General features: G+C 70.3%; 15 protein-coding genes and 1 pseudogene. 12 read left to right on the forward strand and 4 right to left on the reverse strand.

The features are described 5' to 3' along the window. Positions 1–44: 44 nt before the first annotated feature. From CKO43_RS26430 to CKO43_RS12215, 6 genes and pseudogenes are all read left to right on the forward strand, one after another. Positions 45–872 (forward strand): annotated as a pseudogene (locus CKO43_RS26430) (methyl-accepting chemotaxis protein); the annotation flags it as partial. Between the two features lie 10 nt (positions 873–882). Then, complete coding sequence (locus CKO43_RS12195) at positions 883–1,422, forward strand: chemotaxis protein CheW (protein WP_200378796.1); 540 nt, start codon at positions 883–885, stop codon at positions 1,420–1,422. Between the two features lies 1 nt (position 1,423). Then, a complete protein-coding gene (locus CKO43_RS12200) occupies positions 1,424–2,239 on the forward strand; it encodes a CheR family methyltransferase (RefSeq protein ID WP_200378797.1) in 816 nt (271 codons plus the stop codon). Further along, positions 2,236–2,715 carry a chemotaxis protein CheD gene (locus CKO43_RS12205; RefSeq protein WP_200378798.1) on the forward strand — a complete coding sequence of 160 codons (480 nt, stop codon included), beginning with the start codon at positions 2,236–2,238 and terminating at the stop codon, positions 2,713–2,715. Before CKO43_RS12200 ends, CKO43_RS12205 begins: the two co-directional genes overlap by 4 nt. Positions 2,716–2,729: 14 nt before the next feature. Next, complete coding sequence (locus CKO43_RS12210; RefSeq protein WP_200378799.1) at positions 2,730–3,779, forward strand: protein-glutamate methylesterase/protein-glutamine glutaminase; 1,050 nt, start codon at positions 2,730–2,732, stop codon at positions 3,777–3,779. A 4-nt stretch (positions 3,780–3,783) separates the two neighbouring features. Beyond that, positions 3,784–4,446: an excisionase family DNA-binding protein gene (locus CKO43_RS12215; RefSeq protein ID WP_200378800.1), complete on the forward strand. Its 663-nt coding sequence runs from the start codon at positions 3,784–3,786 to the stop codon at positions 4,444–4,446. Positions 4,447–4,497: 51 nt separating this feature from the next. Here CKO43_RS12215 and CKO43_RS12220 read toward each other — a convergent pair whose 3' ends face one another. The 4 genes from CKO43_RS12220 to atoS form a co-directional block, all read right to left on the reverse strand. Then, positions 4,498–5,481, reverse strand: coding sequence for a DUF6976 family protein (locus tag CKO43_RS12220; protein ID WP_200230163.1), 984 nt, complete (start codon positions 5,479–5,481; stop codon positions 4,498–4,500). 7 nt (positions 5,482–5,488) lie between these two features. Next, positions 5,489–5,704, reverse strand: coding sequence for a hypothetical protein (locus tag CKO43_RS12225; protein WP_200230161.1), 216 nt, complete (start codon positions 5,702–5,704; stop codon positions 5,489–5,491). Positions 5,705–5,854: 150 nt separating this feature from the next. Then, the gene (gene atoC / locus CKO43_RS12230) at positions 5,855–7,240 is read right to left on the reverse strand and encodes an acetoacetate metabolism transcriptional regulator AtoC (protein WP_200378801.1); all 1,386 of its coding nucleotides are present in this window, start codon (positions 7,238–7,240) and stop codon (positions 5,855–5,857) included. Further along, entirely contained in the window at positions 7,237–9,147 is a 1,911-nt protein-coding gene (atoS, locus tag CKO43_RS12235; protein ID WP_200230156.1) for a two-component system sensor histidine kinase AtoS, read from the reverse strand. Before atoS ends, atoC begins: the two co-directional genes overlap by 4 nt. A 292-nt stretch (positions 9,148–9,439) precedes the next feature. Here atoS and CKO43_RS12240 point away from each other — a divergent pair, with 292 nt between their 5' ends. From CKO43_RS12240 to pta, 6 genes are all read left to right on the forward strand, one after another. Continuing rightward, on the forward strand, positions 9,440–10,093 hold the full coding sequence (locus CKO43_RS12240; protein ID WP_200230155.1) for a CoA transferase subunit A: 654 nt from the start codon (positions 9,440–9,442) through the stop codon (positions 10,091–10,093). Between the two features lies 1 nt (position 10,094). Next, positions 10,095–10,751 (forward strand): 3-oxoacid CoA-transferase subunit B, encoded by a 657-nt coding sequence (locus CKO43_RS12245; protein WP_200230154.1) that lies wholly within the window; start codon positions 10,095–10,097, stop codon positions 10,749–10,751. Between the two features lie 27 nt (positions 10,752–10,778). Continuing rightward, on the forward strand, positions 10,779–12,206 hold the full coding sequence (locus CKO43_RS12250) for a short-chain fatty acid transporter (protein WP_242481141.1): 1,428 nt from the start codon (positions 10,779–10,781) through the stop codon (positions 12,204–12,206). Between the two features lie 139 nt (positions 12,207–12,345). Then, entirely contained in the window at positions 12,346–13,521 is a 1,176-nt protein-coding gene (locus tag CKO43_RS12255; RefSeq protein WP_200230153.1) for an acetyl-CoA C-acetyltransferase, read from the forward strand. Positions 13,522–13,778: 257 nt separating this feature from the next. Further along, complete coding sequence (locus tag CKO43_RS12260; RefSeq protein WP_200230152.1) at positions 13,779–15,008, forward strand: acetate/propionate family kinase; 1,230 nt, start codon at positions 13,779–13,781, stop codon at positions 15,006–15,008. Next, entirely contained in the window at positions 15,008–17,083 is a 2,076-nt protein-coding gene (gene pta / locus CKO43_RS12265; RefSeq protein ID WP_200230151.1) for a phosphate acetyltransferase, read from the forward strand. Before CKO43_RS12260 ends, pta begins: the two co-directional genes overlap by 1 nt. Positions 17,084–17,094: the final 11 nt, after the last annotated feature.

Below are 17,094 nucleotides of genomic sequence, written 5' to 3' on the forward strand. Positions count from 1 at the left end.
TCGAAGAGGTGCGGGCCGCGGCCGGCGCGCTGACCGGCGCCGCCAACCAGGTCAGCGCGACCGCGCAGTCGCTGTCGCAGTCGGCCAGCGAGCAGGCCTCGTCGGTCGAGGAGACCACCTCGTCGGTGGACCTGATGTCGGCGTCGATCACGCAGAACAGCGACAACGCCCGCGTCACCGACAACATGGCCACCAAGGCCAGCAAGGAAGCGGCCGATGGCGGCCAGGCGGTGACGCAGACCGTCAGCGCGATGAAGCAGATCGCGCAGAAGATCGGCATCATCGACGACATCGCCTACCAGACCAATCTGCTGGCGCTGAACGCGGCGATCGAGGCCGCCCGTGCCGGCGAGCACGGCAAGGGCTTCGCGGTCGTCGCCGACGAGGTGCGCAAGCTCGCCGAGCGCAGCCAGGAAGCAGCCAAGGAGATCGGCGACCTGGCCGGCAACAGCGTGTCCACCGCCGAGCGCGCGGGCAAGCTGCTCGACGAGATCGTGCCGTCGATCCAGAAGACCTCCGAGCTGGTGCAGGAGATCGCCGCGGCCTCGCAGGAACAGAGCCAGACCGTCACCCAGATCGGCGGCGCGATGGGCCAGCTGAGCAAGGCCACGCAGCAGAACGCGTCGGCCTCCGAAGAGCTGGCGGCGACGTCGGAAGAACTCTCGGGCCAGGCCGAGCAGTTGCAGGAGGCGGTGGCCTTCTTCACGCTGGGCAGCGACGCGGCGCCGGCGGCACGTGGCCGCACCCCTGCGGCCCCCCTGGTCGAGCGGCGGGCGCCGAACTCGCCGCCGCGCGCCACGGCCAGGACCAGCGCCCCGGCAGCGCGGGTGGCCGCGGCCGCCGGCGCGCGCGGCAACTTCCGCCCGTATTGAGCGCCGCGCCATGAGCAAGCTCTCGACGCCGGCCACGGCCGGCAGCACGACCGCTGACGCAGCCGGACATGCGCCGGCCCAGTTCCTGACGTTCTGGCTGGGCGAGGAAGTCTTCGGCATGGACATCCGCAGCGTGCGCGAGATCATCCAGTGCGGCCCGATGACGGCGCTGCCCCTGATGCCGGGCTTCGTGCGCGGCGTCATCAACCTGCGGGGCGCGGTGGTGCCCGTGATCGACCTGAACGCCCGCTTCGGCCGGGCGCCGGCGGCCATCGGCAAGAAGAGCTGCATCGTCATCTTCGACACCGTCAAGAGCGGCGAGCGCACCGAGCTGGGCCTGCTGGTCGATTCGGTCAGCGAGGTGATCAAGATCGCAGCCGACCAGATCGAGCCGGCGCCCGACTTCGGTGGCGCCGTGCGCCGCGACTTCATCCGCGGCATGGGCAAGGTGGGCCCGCGTTTCATCATCCTGATCGAGCCCGACCGCGCGCTGGACGTGCACGAGATGGCCGGCCTGTGCGAATCGGCGCAAAGCGCGTTGGAGGCCTGAGGTGAGCGGCTTGAGCGATGGCACCTTCCGCGAGTTCGCTGCGCTGATGCACGCGGCGGTCGGGCTGTCGTTCAACGACAGCAAGAAGGCGCTGGTCTCGTCGCGCCTGACGCCGCGCCTGCGGCGCCTGGAGATCGAGGACTTCGACGCCTACCTGGCTCTGATCGCCGGCGACCCGCAGGGCGAGGAGTTCCAGACGGCGGTGGACCTGCTGACCACCAACGAGACCTACTTTTTTCGCGAACCGGCGCACTACGAACTGCTGCAGCGTGAGCTGCTGGCCGAGCGCCCGCGTACGCTGGCCGTCTGGAGCGCAGCCGCGTCCTTCGGCGACGAGGCCTACAGCACGGCGATGCTGCTGGCCGACTTGCAACAGCAGGGCTCGATCGGCGCCGACTGGACCATTCTGGGGACCGACATCAGCGACCGCGTGCTACGCAGCGCTTGCGCTGCGGTTTACCCGCAGGAACGGCTGCGCGACGTCACGCCGCAGCGCCTGAAACGTTATTGCCTGCGCGGCGAGGGCGAGTCCGAAGGTCTGGTGCAGATGCACCCGAAACTCAGCGAGCGCGTGCGCTTCGGCCAGCTGAACCTGTGCCAGCCGATCGAGACGATAGGCCCCTTCGACGTCGTGTTCCTGCGCAACGTGCTGATCTACTTCGACGCCGAGACCAAACGTGCGGTGGTCGACCGCGTGCTGACGCAGCTGCGCCCGGGCGGCCTGTTCTTCACGGGCACGGCCGAAGGCCGCGTGTCCTGCGCCACGCCGCTGCAGGCGCTGGCGCCCGGCGCCTTCCGCAAGGCCCTGGCCGCATGACCGTCGTGAGCGCCGTGAGCGCCGTCGTCCACACGCTGCACCCCGGCGACCTGGCCTTCGCCACCCAGGGCGAGCGGCTGGACACGCTGCTCGGCTCGTGCGTGGCCATCGTGCTGACCGACCCGCGCCGCACCGTCGGCGTGATGTGCCACATCGTGCACGCGCGCCCGGCCTCCGGCGCCCGGCCGCCCAGCACGGCTTACGCCGGCGTCGCCCTGGCCGGCATGTACCAGCTGTTGCGCGCCCATTCCATCGCGCCCAAGCTGTGCGAGGCCTATGTCTACGGCGGCGGCAACATGTTTCCCGATCTGGTCCAGGCCACGAGCGTCGGCGACGACAACGCGCGGTGGGCGCTGAACGCGCTGGCGGCCGACGGCATCCCGGTGCTGGCGCACGATCTCGGCGGCGCGGTCTACCGCCGCCTGCGCTGGACCGTCGGCCACGCGGCGCCGCAGGTCAGCGCGGTCGCGATATGAGTGCCGCCTGAGCCATGGCGATCAAGGTCTACGTCGTCGACGACTCGGCCGTGGTGCGGCAGGCCTTGATGCACCTGCTGCAGGGCGATCCCGACATCGTGCTGATGGGCAGCGCGCCCAACGCCTTGATCGCCGCGCCCGTGATCAGCCGCACGCCGCCCGACGTGCTGCTGCTGGACATCGAGATGCCGGGCATGGACGGCCTGACCTTTCTGCGCCAGCTGATGGCGACGACGCCGATTCCCACCGTCATCTGCTCGACGCTGAGCACGCAGGGCAGCCAGGTGGCGCTGGAAGCGCTGGCCGCCGGCGCGGTCGCGGTGGTAGCCAAGCCGCGGCTGGGGCTCAAGCAGTATCTCGAGGACTCGCGGCGCGAGCTGGTGCAGGTGCTGAAGCAGGCGGCGCGCACGCGTCCGCGCGTCGTGGCGTCGGCGCGAGCCGCAGCGCACGCGGCCCCGCGCCCGGCGCCGGCCGGTCGCCACGGCCTGGCGGTGAACAAGCCGGTGCTGATCGGCAGCTCGACCGGCGGGACCCAGGCCATCGAGGCGGTGCTGATGGGCCTGCCCGCCGACGGTCCGGGCATCGCCATCGTGCTGCACATGCCCGAGAAGTTCACCGAGATGTACGCGCAGCGGCTGGACGGCTGCTGCGCGATGCGGGTGCGCGAGGCGCGCGACGGCGACCGCCTCGAGCGCGGCCTGGTGCTGATCGCGCCCGGCGGCCTGCACCTGCAGTTGCGCAAGGCCGGCGGCCAGTACTTCGCGGTCGTGGCCGATGGCCCGCCGGTCAACCGGCACAAACCGTCGGTGGACGTGTTGTTCCGCTCGGCCGCCGAATGCGCCGGCGGCGACGCGCTGGCGATCCTGCTCACCGGCATGGGCGACGACGGTGCCCGCGGCATGAAGCTGCTGCATGGGCTCGGCGCGCGCACGCTGGCCCAGGACGAAGCCAGTTGCGTCGTCTTCGGCATGCCGATGGAGGCCATCCGTCTGGGCGCGGCCGACCAGGTGCTGGCGCTGTCGAAGATGGCCGGCGCGATCTGCGATTTCGACGCCCGAGGCTGAGCGGGTGGCCCGCTACACTCGCCGCACCGTGCCTCTAGCCGAGCGTTCCTACACCACGATCGAAGTTTCCAGGCGGCTGGGCGTGTCGCTGCAGACCGTTCAACGCTGGGTCGATTCCGGCCATCTGAAAGCCTGGAAGACGCTGGGCGGACACCGGCGCATCGATGCCGCCAGCGCCGAGCGTCTGTTCGCCGAGCGTGCAGCCGGTGCGACGCCCGTGGTGGTCGTGATCGACAACCAGCCGGGCGCGCGCGAAGAACTGGTGGAACTGGTGCGTCAGGCGCTGCCGGACGCCCAGGTGGCAGCGGTCGAAGACGGATTCCGGGGCTTGGTCGCGATCGGCCGGGCCGCCCCCGACATCGTCGTCACCGACATCCAGGTGGCGCACATGGACGGCTTCGAGATGCTGCGAAGTCTGGTCGGCGCCAGTGGGCCCCAGCCGCCGGCTTTCATTGCCGTCACGGCGCTGTCGGATGCCGAACTGGCCGCGCTCGGCCCGCTGCCAGGCCAGGTGCTGCTGTTCCAGAAGCCGCCGGATCCCGGCCGCTTCATCGCCGCGCTGCAGGACAGCGCGAGCCGCGTTCAGGCCCGGGACGAGGCGGCGGTGGGCACTACCGCTGCCGAGACCCGCAAGCCGCGTGGGCGGCACGTGCGCAAGAGCGGCTGAGCCGTGTGCGCGGGTGCCGTCGGCCGACGATGGCCGACGACGGCCGGCCGCTCACACCACGCGCAGCACCACCATCGTCTGGTTCAGCAGCTGGTAGGCGATCTCGCCGAAGGTGGCCGGCCCCTGGACGCCGCCGATGGCCTTGCCCTCGAGTTCGCCGAACAGGAAGTTGAGCACGCAGTTGCAGGCCAGCACCGCGCCGTCCAGGTCCTGCGCCGCGAGCCGGCTGCGGAAGGCCTCGGCGTAGTCGGCGATCGGGCGCGCGACGCGGTAGTCCACGCCCGGGAACACCGGCGCGTACAGCTGCACCAGGCCGCCGGCGGCCGGCACGCGTTGCAGCGAGGCGTTGATGCGTGCACCGGCGAAGTCGCCCACCAGCGGCAGCTGGCCGTGTTCCAGCCCGCGCGAGCGCAGGTAGGAGGCGAAGTTGACGCGCTCGCCGTTGACGCGGCAGGTCTCGACCTCGAAGCTGGTGTCGTCGAAGCGCAGCACGTCGCCGTCGTCGGGCTCGAACAGGTTGACGATGTCGATGCAGGCCAGCTTGTCGGCGGGCAGCTTCAGGTAGGCGACGACCGCGCGGTCCTCGTGGCGCGTGCCGGTGCTGCCTTCGTAGACCGTGGGCCTGACGCTGCCGATCTCGCTGACGTGGCAGCCGGCGATCCAGCCGACGGTGGGTTTGACGAAGGCGTCCTCGTAGCTGGCCGCTTCGGCGGCGAAACGCTGGTGGGCGCGGCTGCCGCCCGGGATGATCGTGATCGACACGCCGTTGTCCGGCGCATGGCCGGCGATGCCTGCCAGCTCGTCGGCGCCATAGCTGGCGAAGCTGACCTCGCCCAGCGGCGCCAGGTCGGTGACGAAGACGTGCTGCGCGTCGGACACCGTGCCGCCCTGGTTCAGCATGAAGTAGGGGATGGAGCCGCCGATCCAGCGGCCCGGCGGCAGCGCGCGCAGCGCGGCGTCGGTGCCGGCCACGCACAGCGCTGCGCCGGTGCGGATCAGGTCGCAGGCGGTCTGCAGTGAAACGAGTTGGTTCATCGTGTCCTCAGACGGCGGTGAGTTGCTGGACCTCGGCCGGGAGGATGCGCTCCCACTTGCTGAAGAAGGCGTGCATGTCGGCGATCTTGGTGCTCACCGGATCGGCGCTGCGCTCGATGCGCTTGCACAGCAGCTGGGTGCCCAGGTGCTGCGTCTTGATGCGCGTGATGGCGCCGTCGGCAAGCCGCCGCCAGCAGGGATGGTTCAGGTCGGGAAGGGCCATGCTGTCTCCATGCGGCGCGCCGGCGCCGGGTCGTGGGCCCCGCGACAACGGGCGGGGCTGCGCCCATTAAGCCAGCCTGCGCTGCCGATAGTGACAACAATGCGCTTGAAAAGCGCAAAAATGAGCATTAGGCGCTAAAAATGAGCCTCTTCAGCTGATGCCGTATTCCTGCAGCTTGTAGAGCAGGGCGCGCCGGCTGATGCCCAGCCCGGCGGCGGTGCGCGCGCGGTTGCCCTGGTGGCGCGTCAGCGCGCGACGTATGACCTCGGCCTCGAAGTCGCCGACCTGCACCCGTAGCGGCCGGTCTTCGCCGGCCGTCGTCGGCGCCGGCTCGACCTCGCTGCTGCCGGCGCGCTGGCGGCGCACGTTGTCGGGCAGGTCCTCGGGCAGGATCTGGTTGGAGGTCGTCATCACGACCGCCCGCTCGACGGCGTTCGCCAGTTCGCGCACGTTGCCCGGCCAGTCGTAGCTGGACAGGCACTTCAGCGCCGCCGGGTCGAAGCCGCGCAGCTCGACGCCGTTCTCGGCGCAGAAGCGGTCGAGGAAGTGGTTGGCCAGCAGGATCACGTCCTCGGGCCGCTCGCGCAGCGGGAGCGTGCGCAGCGAAACCACGTTCAGGCGGAAGAACAGGTCCTGGCGGAACGTGCCCTCGCGCACCATGGCCTCGAGGTCGCGGTTGGTGGCGGCGACGATGCGCACGTCCACCTTCACCGGTTTGCTGCCGCCGACACGCTCGAACTCGCGCTCCTGCAGCACACGCAGCAGCTTGACCTGCAGCGCTGGCGTGATCTCGCCGATCTCGTCGAGGAACAGCGTGCCGTGTTCGGCCATCTCGAAGCGCCCGCGGCGCTGCGCGGTGGCGCCGGTGAACGCGCCCCTCTCGCAGCCGAAGAACTCGGTCTCGAGCAGGGTCTCGGGGATGGCGGCGCAGTTCACCTTGACGAAGGGGCCGGCGGCGCGCGGCGACCAGTAGTGCAGCGCCGACGCGAACAGTTCCTTGCCGGTGCCGCTCTCGCCGTGCACCAGCACCGTGGCCTGGCTGCGCGCGACCTTGGCGACGGTCTGCTTCAGGCTGACCATCTGCGGGCAGTTGGTCAGGATGGCCTCGGAGCCCAGGCGCTCGGACAGCTCGCGCCGCAGCGAGGCGTTCTCCTCGCGCATCGAGCGGATGTCCAGCGCGCGCTTGACGAGCACGCGGATCTCGTCGAGGTCGAAGGGCTTGATGACGTAGTCGAAGGCGCCGTCCTTGATCGCACGCACCGCGGTGCCGACTTCGGCGAACGCGGTCATCAGGATCACCGAGGCCTTGCGGTCTATGCCCATGATGGCCGACAGCGCCTCCAGCCCGCTCATGCGCGGCATGCGGATGTCCATCAGCACGACGTCGGGGCGCTCGCGGCGGTAGGCCTCGACGGCCTCGGCGCCGTCGCAGGCGGTGACGACGCGCAGGCCCTCCTTGCCGAGCACGGCGGCGAGCATGCGCCGGATCGCCTCGTCGTCGTCGCAGACGATGGCGGTGGGGTGGTCGGGTGTCATGGCGCGGGGTCGCTCGTTTGGTCGGGGCGGGGGCAGCGTATCGGAAGACGGATCTCCACAGTGGTGCCCTCGCCGATGTGGCTGTCGATGCTGATCGTGCCGGCGTGGGCGTCGACGATGCGGTGCACCATCGCCAGCCCGAGGCCGGTGCCCGAAGCCTTGGTCGAGAAGAAGGGGTCGAAGACCTTGGCCAGGTTCTCCGGCGAGATGCCGACGCCGTCGTCGCACACGGCGATGCTGACCAGCCCGGCGTCGACCGCGGCCACCGCGATCTCGACGTGGCCGCCCTGCGGCAGCGCCTGTATGGCGTTGATCAGCAGGTTCAGGATCGCCTGCTTCAGCGCCTCGCGGTCGCCTTCGATGCCGGGCAGCCCGGGCTCGAGCTTCACCGCCACCTGCGCGTCGGAGCGGCCGCGCGCGAGGAAGGCGGTCTCGCGCACGAGTTCGCCGATGTCGATGCTGTCGATCTGCGGCGGCCGCGGCCGGCCGAAGGCGAGCAGCTCGCCGACGATGTGGTTCAGGCTGTCGACCTCGCGGATGATCAGCGGCCCGTAGTGGCGCCATTCCTCGATCGACTCGCAGTCCTGCAGGTACTGCAGGAAGCCGCGGATCGAGGTCAGCGGGTTGCGGATCTCGTGCGCGATGCCGGCCGTCAGCTCGCCGAGCGCGGCCAGGCGGTCGGCGCGCATCACCTGCACCATCAGCCGGTCGCGCTCGCTGACGTCCTTCAGCACGACGACGGCGCCGATCGGGCGGCCGTCGCCGTCGCGCAGCACGCTGGCCGAGGCGTCGACCTTGAAGGTGTGCTCGCCGCGTGTCAGCTCGACGGCGACGCCGACGTTGGTGCGGCCACTGTCCAGCGTGTCCAGCAGCGCGCTGTGCGTCCGGTTGCTGGTGAACAGGTCGCGGTACGGGCGGCCCAGCGCCTGCTCGGCCGTGACCTCGTAGAGCTTTTGCGCCGCCGGGTTGATCGCGGTGACGACGCCACGGTGGTCGACGGCGACGATGCCGTCGGCGACGCTGGACAGGATGTTCTCGGTCAGCGAGCGTGCGTCCAGCAGCGCCTTGGCCATGCCGTTGATCGCATCGACGACGACGCCGAGCTCGTCGCGCAGCGGCGGGATGCGATAGCGCAGGTCGGTCTCCATCGCCTCCAGCCCGTCGACGACGACGTCGACCTCGCGCGCGAGCCGGTGCGACATCACCCAGACCAGCACGAAGGCGACGCCGAAGCCGAAGAGCGCGGTCGCGACCGCGGCCAGGTAGGTCAGGCGCTGCTGCAGGCCGATGGCCTCGGTGGTCTCGTTGGCCCAGACGTAGCCGATGACCTGGCCCTTGCGCTCGATCGGCCGCATCGCGTTCAGGATCGAGCCGCGCACCAGGCTGCCTTCGGTGACACGCGGCTGGTTCAGCGCCATCACCTCGCGCCCGGGGTGGTCGGCGGGGATCGATCGCCCGATCGTGTAGGCGTAGTCGCGGCTCGGGCCGTAGGTGACGATGGCGTCGAGCCGGCGCACGTAGTAGCCCACGCCGATGCCGGGCTCGGCCGCGGCGACGCGGTCGGTCAGCGGCGTCAGGCGCTCGGACAGGCGGCGGATCGCGGCTTCGCGGTTGTCCCAGCCGCCGGGCACGCCGGCCAGGTAGGCATCGAAGCCGGGGCCGAGCTCGGAGTCGAGGATGCGCGTGATCGCGTAGAGCTTCTTCTCCTTCTCCACCAGCACCGCGCCGCGCTCCTGGTAGACGAGCGCGATCGCGACGCCTGCGATCGGCAGTGCCACCACCACCAGCGAGGTCGCGATCAACCGGTTGCGCAGCGTGTGAAAGGGCTGCAGGAACTCCTGCACCCGGTGGTGCCGGGGCCTGGGGTTCCCGGCGCGTCGCGCGTGCGCGGGATCGGTTGTCGTCATTCGCTTGCCTCGGCTACGGGCCGCATTGTCGGTGGCCTTGGCGGGTCGTGCCGAAAGGTATGGCGCTCCGGGTGTGCAGTTCTTTGCGCAGCTGCGCAGTGGTTTTCACATGGGTACCTGTTACTCAATTACGAATTGCAGATGAAACCCTTTAAAAACAACGGCTTGGGTATTTGGCACGGCCTTTGCGGAAAAGGCTCGCTCCCTCAGGATTTCGAGGGTGTTCACGGAAAGTCCCCAAGATGCTTCGCCGCCCAATAGGTTGCGGAGCGCATACCGGAGAACCAAGACAATGTCCAAAGTAACCGCTCTCGCGGATGCCGTCGCCCGAATCCCGGACGGTGCCACGCTGATGATCGGCGGCTTCATGGGGGTCGGCTCACCGCACCGCCTGATCGACGAACTCGTCCGCCAAGGCAAGCGTGATCTGACCGTCATCGCCAACGACACGGCGCGCAAAGGTGTCGACATCGGCAAGCTGATCGCCGCCGGCGCCGTCAAGAAGCTGGTCGCCTCGCACATCGGCCTGAACCCCGAGACCCAGCAACGCATGATCGCCGGCGAGATCGAGGTCGAGCTCGTGCCGCAGGGCACGCTGGCCGAGCGCATCCGCGCCGGCGGCACCGGTCTGGGCGGCGTGCTCACGCCCACCGGCGTCGGCACCGTGGTCGCCGAAGGCAAGCAGACCCTCGAGGTTCAGGGCCGGACCTTCCTCGTCGAGACGCCGCTGCGCGCCGACTTCGCGCTCGTCGCCGCCTGGCGCGCCGACTACATCGGCAACCTCCAGTACGAGCTCACGGCTCGCAACTTCAACCCGGTGATGGCGATGGCCGCCGACCACGTGATCGCCGAAGCCGGCGAGATCGTGCCGGTCGGGATGATCGCCCCGGACCACGTGGAGACCGTCTCCGTGGTCGTCGACACCCTCGTGGCCAAGGAGGCCTGACATGGACGACAAGACCCTCATCGCCAAGCGCGTGGCCCAGGAACTCAAGAGCGGCCAGCTCGTCAACCTGGGCATCGGCCTGCCGACGCTGGTGGCGCGCTACCTGCCCACGGGCGTCAACGTCTTCTTCCAGTCGGAGAACGGCGTCATCGGCATGACGCCGCTGCCCGAACCCGGCATGGCGGCCGATGCGCTGACCGACGCCGGCGGCACGCCCACCAGCATCGTGCCTGGCGCCGCGGCCTTCGACAGCGTCGCCTCCTTCGGCTTCATCCGCGGCGGCCACCTCGACGTCACCGTGCTCGGCGGCCTGCAGATCGACGAAGCCGGCCAGCTCGCCAACTGGATGGTGCCGGGCAAGATGGTCCCGGGCATGGGCGGCGCGATGGACCTGGTGAGCGGCGCCAAGCGCGTGATCGTCGCCATGACGCACACCGCCAAGGGCGAGCCCAAGATCATCGAGCGCTGCTTCCTGCCGCTGACCTCGGTGCGCCGCATCGACCTGATCGTCACCGAAATGGCGGTCATCGAGCCCACCGCCGAAGGCCTGGTGCTGCGCGAAGTCGCGCCCGGCTTCACCGTCAAGGACGTCGTCGCCGCCACCGCGGCCCGCCTCATCGTGCCGGGCACCGTCACGACGATGGCCATCGACGCCTGAGTGCCCTCTCTCCCCAGGAAGACAACCATGTCAGCAGTTCTCGACAAAAACGGGATTCCCCAGAACGACGCCGACGGCCCCCGCGGCCTCGCACGCCTGGCCTACGCCTTCACCGGCTGGGCCGAGAAGTGGTTCCCCGACGCCTTCGTCTTCGTCATCCTGACGCTGTTTGCCGTCGTCGCCGGCGACCTGTTCATCGGCGCCTCGCCGCTGGCCATCGCCAAGGGCTTCGGTGACGGCTTCTGGTCGCTGATCCCGTTCACGATGCAGATGGCGATGGTCGCCATCGCCGGCTACGTCGTCGCCGCGTCGCCGCCGTGCACGCGCCTCATCGACCGCCTGGCGGCGGTGCCCAAGACCGGCCGCGGCGCCATCGCCTGGGTCGCGACGATCTCGATGATCGCGTCGATGTTCAACTGGGCGCTGAGCCTGGTGCTCGGCGGCCTGCTGGTGCGCGCCCTGGCGCGGCGCTCCAACCTGCACATGGACTACCGCGCCGCCGGCGCCGCGGCCTACCTCGGCCTGGGCGCGACCTGGGCGCTGGGTCTGTCCTCGTCCTCGGCGATGCTGCAGGCCAACCCGGCCTCGCTGCCCAAGTCGATCTCGGACATCAGCGGCGTGATCCCGCTGTCGGAAACGATCTTCCTGCCGCAGTCGATCGTGATGTGCGTGATCATCATGGCCTGCACGATCACGGTGGCCTACTTCTCGGCACCGCGCGGCGCCACCGTCAAGACCGCCCAGGACATGGGTTGCGACGTGTCGGCCGACGCCAAGGTCGAAGAGACCGCCGGCCGCCCGGGCGACTGGTTCGAGTTCTCGCCGATCCTGCCGATCCTGGTCGTGCTGCTGGCCGCCGGCTTCATCTGGACCGAGTTCCAGGCCAAGAGCCCGCTCAACGTCATCTCGAACCTGAACACCTACAACTTCGTGTTCCTGATGATCGGCCTGCTGCTGCACCGCAACATCCGCTCCTTCCTGAAGGCGGTGGCCAAGGCGGTGCCGACGACGGCCGGGGTGCTGATCCAGTTCCCGTTCTACGGCGCCATCGCCGCGATCCTGACGCACGTCACCGGGACCGACGGCGTCTCGATCTCGCACCACATCTCCGAGCTCTTCGTCTCGATCGCCAACGAGCACACCTTCCCGGTCGTGATCGGCATCTACTCGGCGATCCTCGGCTTCCTGGTGCCCTCGGGCGGCGGCAAGTGGATCATCGAAGCGCCCTACGTGCTGCAGGCCGCCAAGGACCTTCACGCCCACATGGGCTGGGCGGTCCAGGTCTACAACGCCGCTGAAGCGCTGCCCAACCTGATCAACCCGTTCTGGATGCTGCCGCTGCTCGGTGTGCTCGGCCTGCGTGCCCGCGACATCGTCGGGTTCTGCTTCACGCAGCTGATCTTCAACGCACCGCTCGTGATGTTCCTTCTCTGGGGACTGGCCCTGACGCTGTAAGGCGTCGCGGACGGGGGGCCGGCCGCGAACCGGCCCCCCGCCTTTCAAACCCCGGATTCCTTCCTACCGACCACCGCCGTCAGCGCCCCGCAGCCGAGAACCCGTTCGGCGCGGCACTGCCGGCCAGGAGATTCAAGACATGACCGACATCGTCATCGCTTCCGCCGCCCGCACCGCGATCGGCTCCTTCAACGGCTCGCTGGCTTCGCTCGAAGCCGCCGATCTGGGCATCGTCGCGATCCGCGCCGCGCTCGAACGGGCCGGCGTCGAACCCGGCGCCGTCGACGAGGTGATCCTCGGCCAGGTGCTGACCGCCGGCCAGGCGCAGAACCCGGCGCGCCGCGCCGCCATCGGCGCCGGCATCCCGCAGGAAGCCACCGCCTTCGGCATCAACCAGGTCTGCGGCTCGGGGCTGCGCGCGGTCGCGCTCGGCGCCCAGCAGATCGCCTGCGGCGACGCCCGCGTGATCGTCGCCGGCGGCATGGAGAGCATGAGCCGCGCGCGCCACGTCGCCCACCTGCGCAACGGCGTCAAGATGGGCCCGCTCGAGTTCGTCGACAGCATGATCCTGGACGCGCTCACCGACGCCTTCCACGGCTACCACATGGGCATCACGGCCGAGAACATCGCCCGCCAGTTCGGCATCACGCGCGAAGAGCAGGACGCCTTCGCGGTGGCTTCGCAGAACAAGGCCGAGGCGGCGCAGAAGGCGGGCCGCTTCGCCGCCGAGATCGTGCCGGTGACGATCAAGTCGAAGAAGGGTGACACCGTCTTCGATCAGGACGAGTTCGTGCGCCACGGCGCCACGCTCGAAGCCCTGGCCAAGCTGCGCCCGGCCTTCGACAAGGCCGGCAGCGTGACCGCCGGCAACGCCTCGGGCATCAACGACGGCGCCGCCGCCCTGGTGCTGATGACGGCCGCCGACGCCGCCGCACGCGGCATCAAGCCGCTGGCGCACATCAAGTCCTGGGCCACCGCCGGCGTCGACCCGCAGATCATGGGCACCGGCCCGATCCCGGCGTCGCGCAAGGCGCTGGCCAAGGCCGGCTGGACCGTCGCCGACCTCGACCTGGTCGAAGCCAACGAGGCCTTCGCGGTGCAGGCGATCTCGGTCGCGCGCCAGCTTGACCTTGATCCCACCAGGGTCAACGTCAACGGCGGCGCGATCGCGCTCGGCCACCCGGTGGGTGCGTCCGGCGCGCGCGTGCTGATCACGCTGCTGCACGAAATGCAGCGCCGCGAGGCCCGCAAGGGGCTGGCGACGCTGTGCATCGGCGGCGGTATGGGCGTCGCGCTCTGCGTCGAACGTGCCTGAAATGTGAGGCGTTGACGTTTCGTCGCTTGCCGCCCACACCGCGGCGGGCGGCGATCGGTTATATATCGCCGCTTCCGGTATGCGGGTTTACGTGCACCCGCTGCTTGACCCCGGATCGCCCGCAGGCTGACAGGAGTGTCGTCATGCCGCGCGTTTGTCCCGAGATGGGCGCCCTTCCCAGCAGGCGATACGCACGATCTCATCCGACCCCCTTGCGGAGTCCGGCCTGCGGGCTGCCCCTGTTCGAAAGTTTTTCCATGCCCATCTCCTCGCCGCTCACGCTCGTCGTCAACTGCGGCTCCTCATCCCTGAAGTTCGCGCTGTTCGACCCGGCCGAGCCCGCCGCCCTGATCAGCGGCCTGGCCGAATGCCTGGACGCGCCCGACGCGCGCATCCGCTTCGACGCCGACGGTGAACGCATCACCACCCAACTCGACGGCGGCGGCCACCGCCAGGCGCTGGACGCGCTGCTGGCCTTCGTCGGCGCACGCGGCCTGCTCGAGCGCATCGCCGCCGTCGGCCACCGCGTCGTGCACGGCGGCGAACGTTTCACGCGTTCGGTCGAGATCACGCCCGAGGTCCTGCAGGACATCGAAGCCTGCTCGGCGCTGGCGCCGCTGCACAACCCGGCCAACCTGATCGGCATCCGCGCCGCGATCGCGGCGCTGCCGCAGGCGCGCCAGGTGGCGGTGTTCGACACCGCCTTCCACCAGACCATGCCGCGCGAGGCCTACCTGTACGCGCTGCCGCAGCAGTACCGGCGTGAACTCGGCGTGCGCCGCTACGGCTTCCACGGCACCTCGCACCGCTACGTCGCCGGCCGCGCGATCGAGCAGCTCGAGCTCGACCCGCAGGACAACGGCCTGGTCATCCTGCACCTGGGCAACGGCGCCTCGGCGACCGCGATCCGCAACGGCGTGAGCGTCGACACCTCGATGGGCCTGACCCCGGTCGAAGGCCTGGTGATGGGCACGCGTTCGGGCGACGTCGACGCCGGCGCGCTGCTCTACATCGCGCGCCGCGCCGGGCTCGACCTGGACGGCGTGGATGCGCTGGTCAACAAGAAGAGCGGCCTGCTCGGCCTGTCCGAGCTGTCCAACGACTGCCGCACGCTGGAAGCGGCGGCCGCCGAAGGCCACGAAGGCGCCCAGGCGGCGCTGGAGGTCTTCACCTACCGCATCGCCAAGACCGTCGGCGCGCTGGCGACGGCGCTGCCGCGCCTGGACGCCGTCGTGTTCACCGGCGGCATCGGCGAGAACTCGGCGACGGTGCGTGCCGCGGTGCTCAAGCGCCTGGCGATCTTCGGCCTGGACGTCGACGAGGAGCGCAACCGCGTGACACGCGGCGGCGCCACCGGCGTCGTCAGCCGATCCCACAAGCCCAGCGCGCTGGTCGTTCCCACCGACGAGGAAGGCACGATCGCCCGCGACACCGCGGCCATCGCCTTCGGCGGCGCTGCCGCTTCCTCCGAGATGGAGGCCGCGTGATGACCCCCGCCCGTTCCGCCCGCCTGCTCTACGTCGTCCCGACCGAACCCGGTTTCGGTGTCTCCTCGATCGCGCTCGGCCTGGTGCGTGCGCTCCAGGTCGCCGGCGCCAAGGTCGCCTTCGTCAAGCCGATCGCCGACCCCGACCTCGCCGGCGATGGCCGCGACCGTTCGGTCGTGTTCGCGCGCCAGATCTTCGGTTTCGAGGTGCCGGACGCGATCACGCTCGACAAGGCCGAGACGATGACGCGTGCCGGTGACATCGACACCCTGCTCGAGGACGTGGTCGCGCTGGTGCACGCCGCGTCCGAGGGCGTCGACATCGTCGTCGTCGAAGGCGCCGCGCCGGCCGACGGCCATCCGCTCGTCACCGACCTCGACCTCGCCGTGGCCAAGGCGCTGCGCGCCGACGTCATCCCGGTGGTGCCCGGCGCTGTCGACAGCATCCCCGCGCTCGGCGACCGCATCGCCGACGTGCTGCACCGCTTCGGCCGCGACGGCGCGACGCCGGTCGGCGTCGTCGTCGCGCGTGCGCCCGAGGACCTGGCCGCCGACGCGGTGGCCGGCACCGCGGCCGCGCCGCTGCTGGGCATCGTGCCGGAGAACGCGGCGATGGCCGCACCGCGCCTGTCCGACGTCGTCGAGGATCTGGGCTTCGAGATCGTCGAAGCCGGCGACCTGGCCGGCGCCCGCGTGCAGGACGTCGTCGTCGCCGCACGCAGCCCCGAGCACCTGGTCGGGCGCCTGGGCCCCGGCACGCTGGTCGTGACCCCGGGCGACCGCTCCGACGTCGTGCTGACGACGAGCTTCGCCAAGGCCACCGGCATGCCGATCGCCGGCATCTTGCTGACCTGCGGCGCTGAACTGGCGCCGTCGCTGAAGAGCTTCCTCGAGCCGCGCCGCGCCGGGCTCAACATCCTGCGCACGGACCTCCAGACCTACGAGGCCGCAACGCAGCTGGCGGCGCTGGACCGGCGCGTGCGCATCGACGACGTCGAGCGCATGGACCGTCTGGTGCAGCACGCCGCCGAACACCTGGACGTCTCCGGCTTCGCCGCCGTGCCGGGCGATCTGCGCGCGCGCACGATGACGCCGCCGATGTTCCGCCACGCGCTGATCCGCTCGGCGCGTTCGGCGCAGCGCCGCATCGTGCTGCCCGAAGGTGACGAGCCGCGCACGCTGGCAGCGGCCGCGATCTGCGCGCGCAAGGGCATCGCCCACTGCGTGCTGCTGGGTTCGCCCGAGACCGTGCGTGCCGCCGCGGCGCTGCACGGCATCGAGCTGCCGCAGGACGTCGAGATCCTCGACCCGGACGTGGTGCGCGAGCGCTACGTTGCGCCGATGGTCGAGCTGCGCAAGTCCAAGGGCCTGACGCCGCAGCAGGCGACGGCGCAGCTGGAGGACACCGTCGTGCTCGGCACGATGATGCTGGCCACCGGCGACGTCGACGGCCTGGTCTCGGGCGCGGTGCACACCACCGCCAGCACCGTGCGGCCGGCACTGCAGCTGATCAAGACGGCCCCGGGTTCGTCCATCGTCTCGTCGGTGTTCTTCATGCTGATGCCCGACCAGGTGCTGGTCTACGGCGACTGCGCGATCAACCCCGACCCGAGCGCCGACGAACTGGCCGAGATCGCGATCCAGTCGGCCGACAGCGCCGCGGCCTTCGGCATCGAGCCGCGGGTCGCGATGATCTCGTACTCGACCGGCGCGTCGGGCACGGGTGTCGACGTCGACAAGGTGCGCGAAGCCACGCGCCTGGTGCGCGAGCGCCGTCCGGAACTGGCCGTCGACGGCCCGATCCAGTACGACGCGGCCTCGGTCGAGAGCGTCGGCCGCCAGAAGGCGCCGAACTCGCCGGTCGCCGGCCGTGCCAACGTCTTCGTGTTCCCCGACCTGAACACCGGCAACACCACCTACAAGGCGGTGCAGCGCTCGGCGGGCGTGATCTCGGTGGGACCGATGCTGCAGGGCCTGCGCAAGCCGGTGAACGACCTGTCGCGGGGCGCGCTCGTCGACGACATCGTCTACACGATCGCGCTGACGGCGATCCAGGCCGAGGCGACGCCGGCCTAAGGCCGGCGCGG

It is taken from the genome of Rubrivivax gelatinosus, assembly GCF_016583785.1.
Lineage (GTDB): Bacteria > Pseudomonadota > Gammaproteobacteria > Burkholderiales > Burkholderiaceae_C > Rubrivivax > Rubrivivax gelatinosus_B.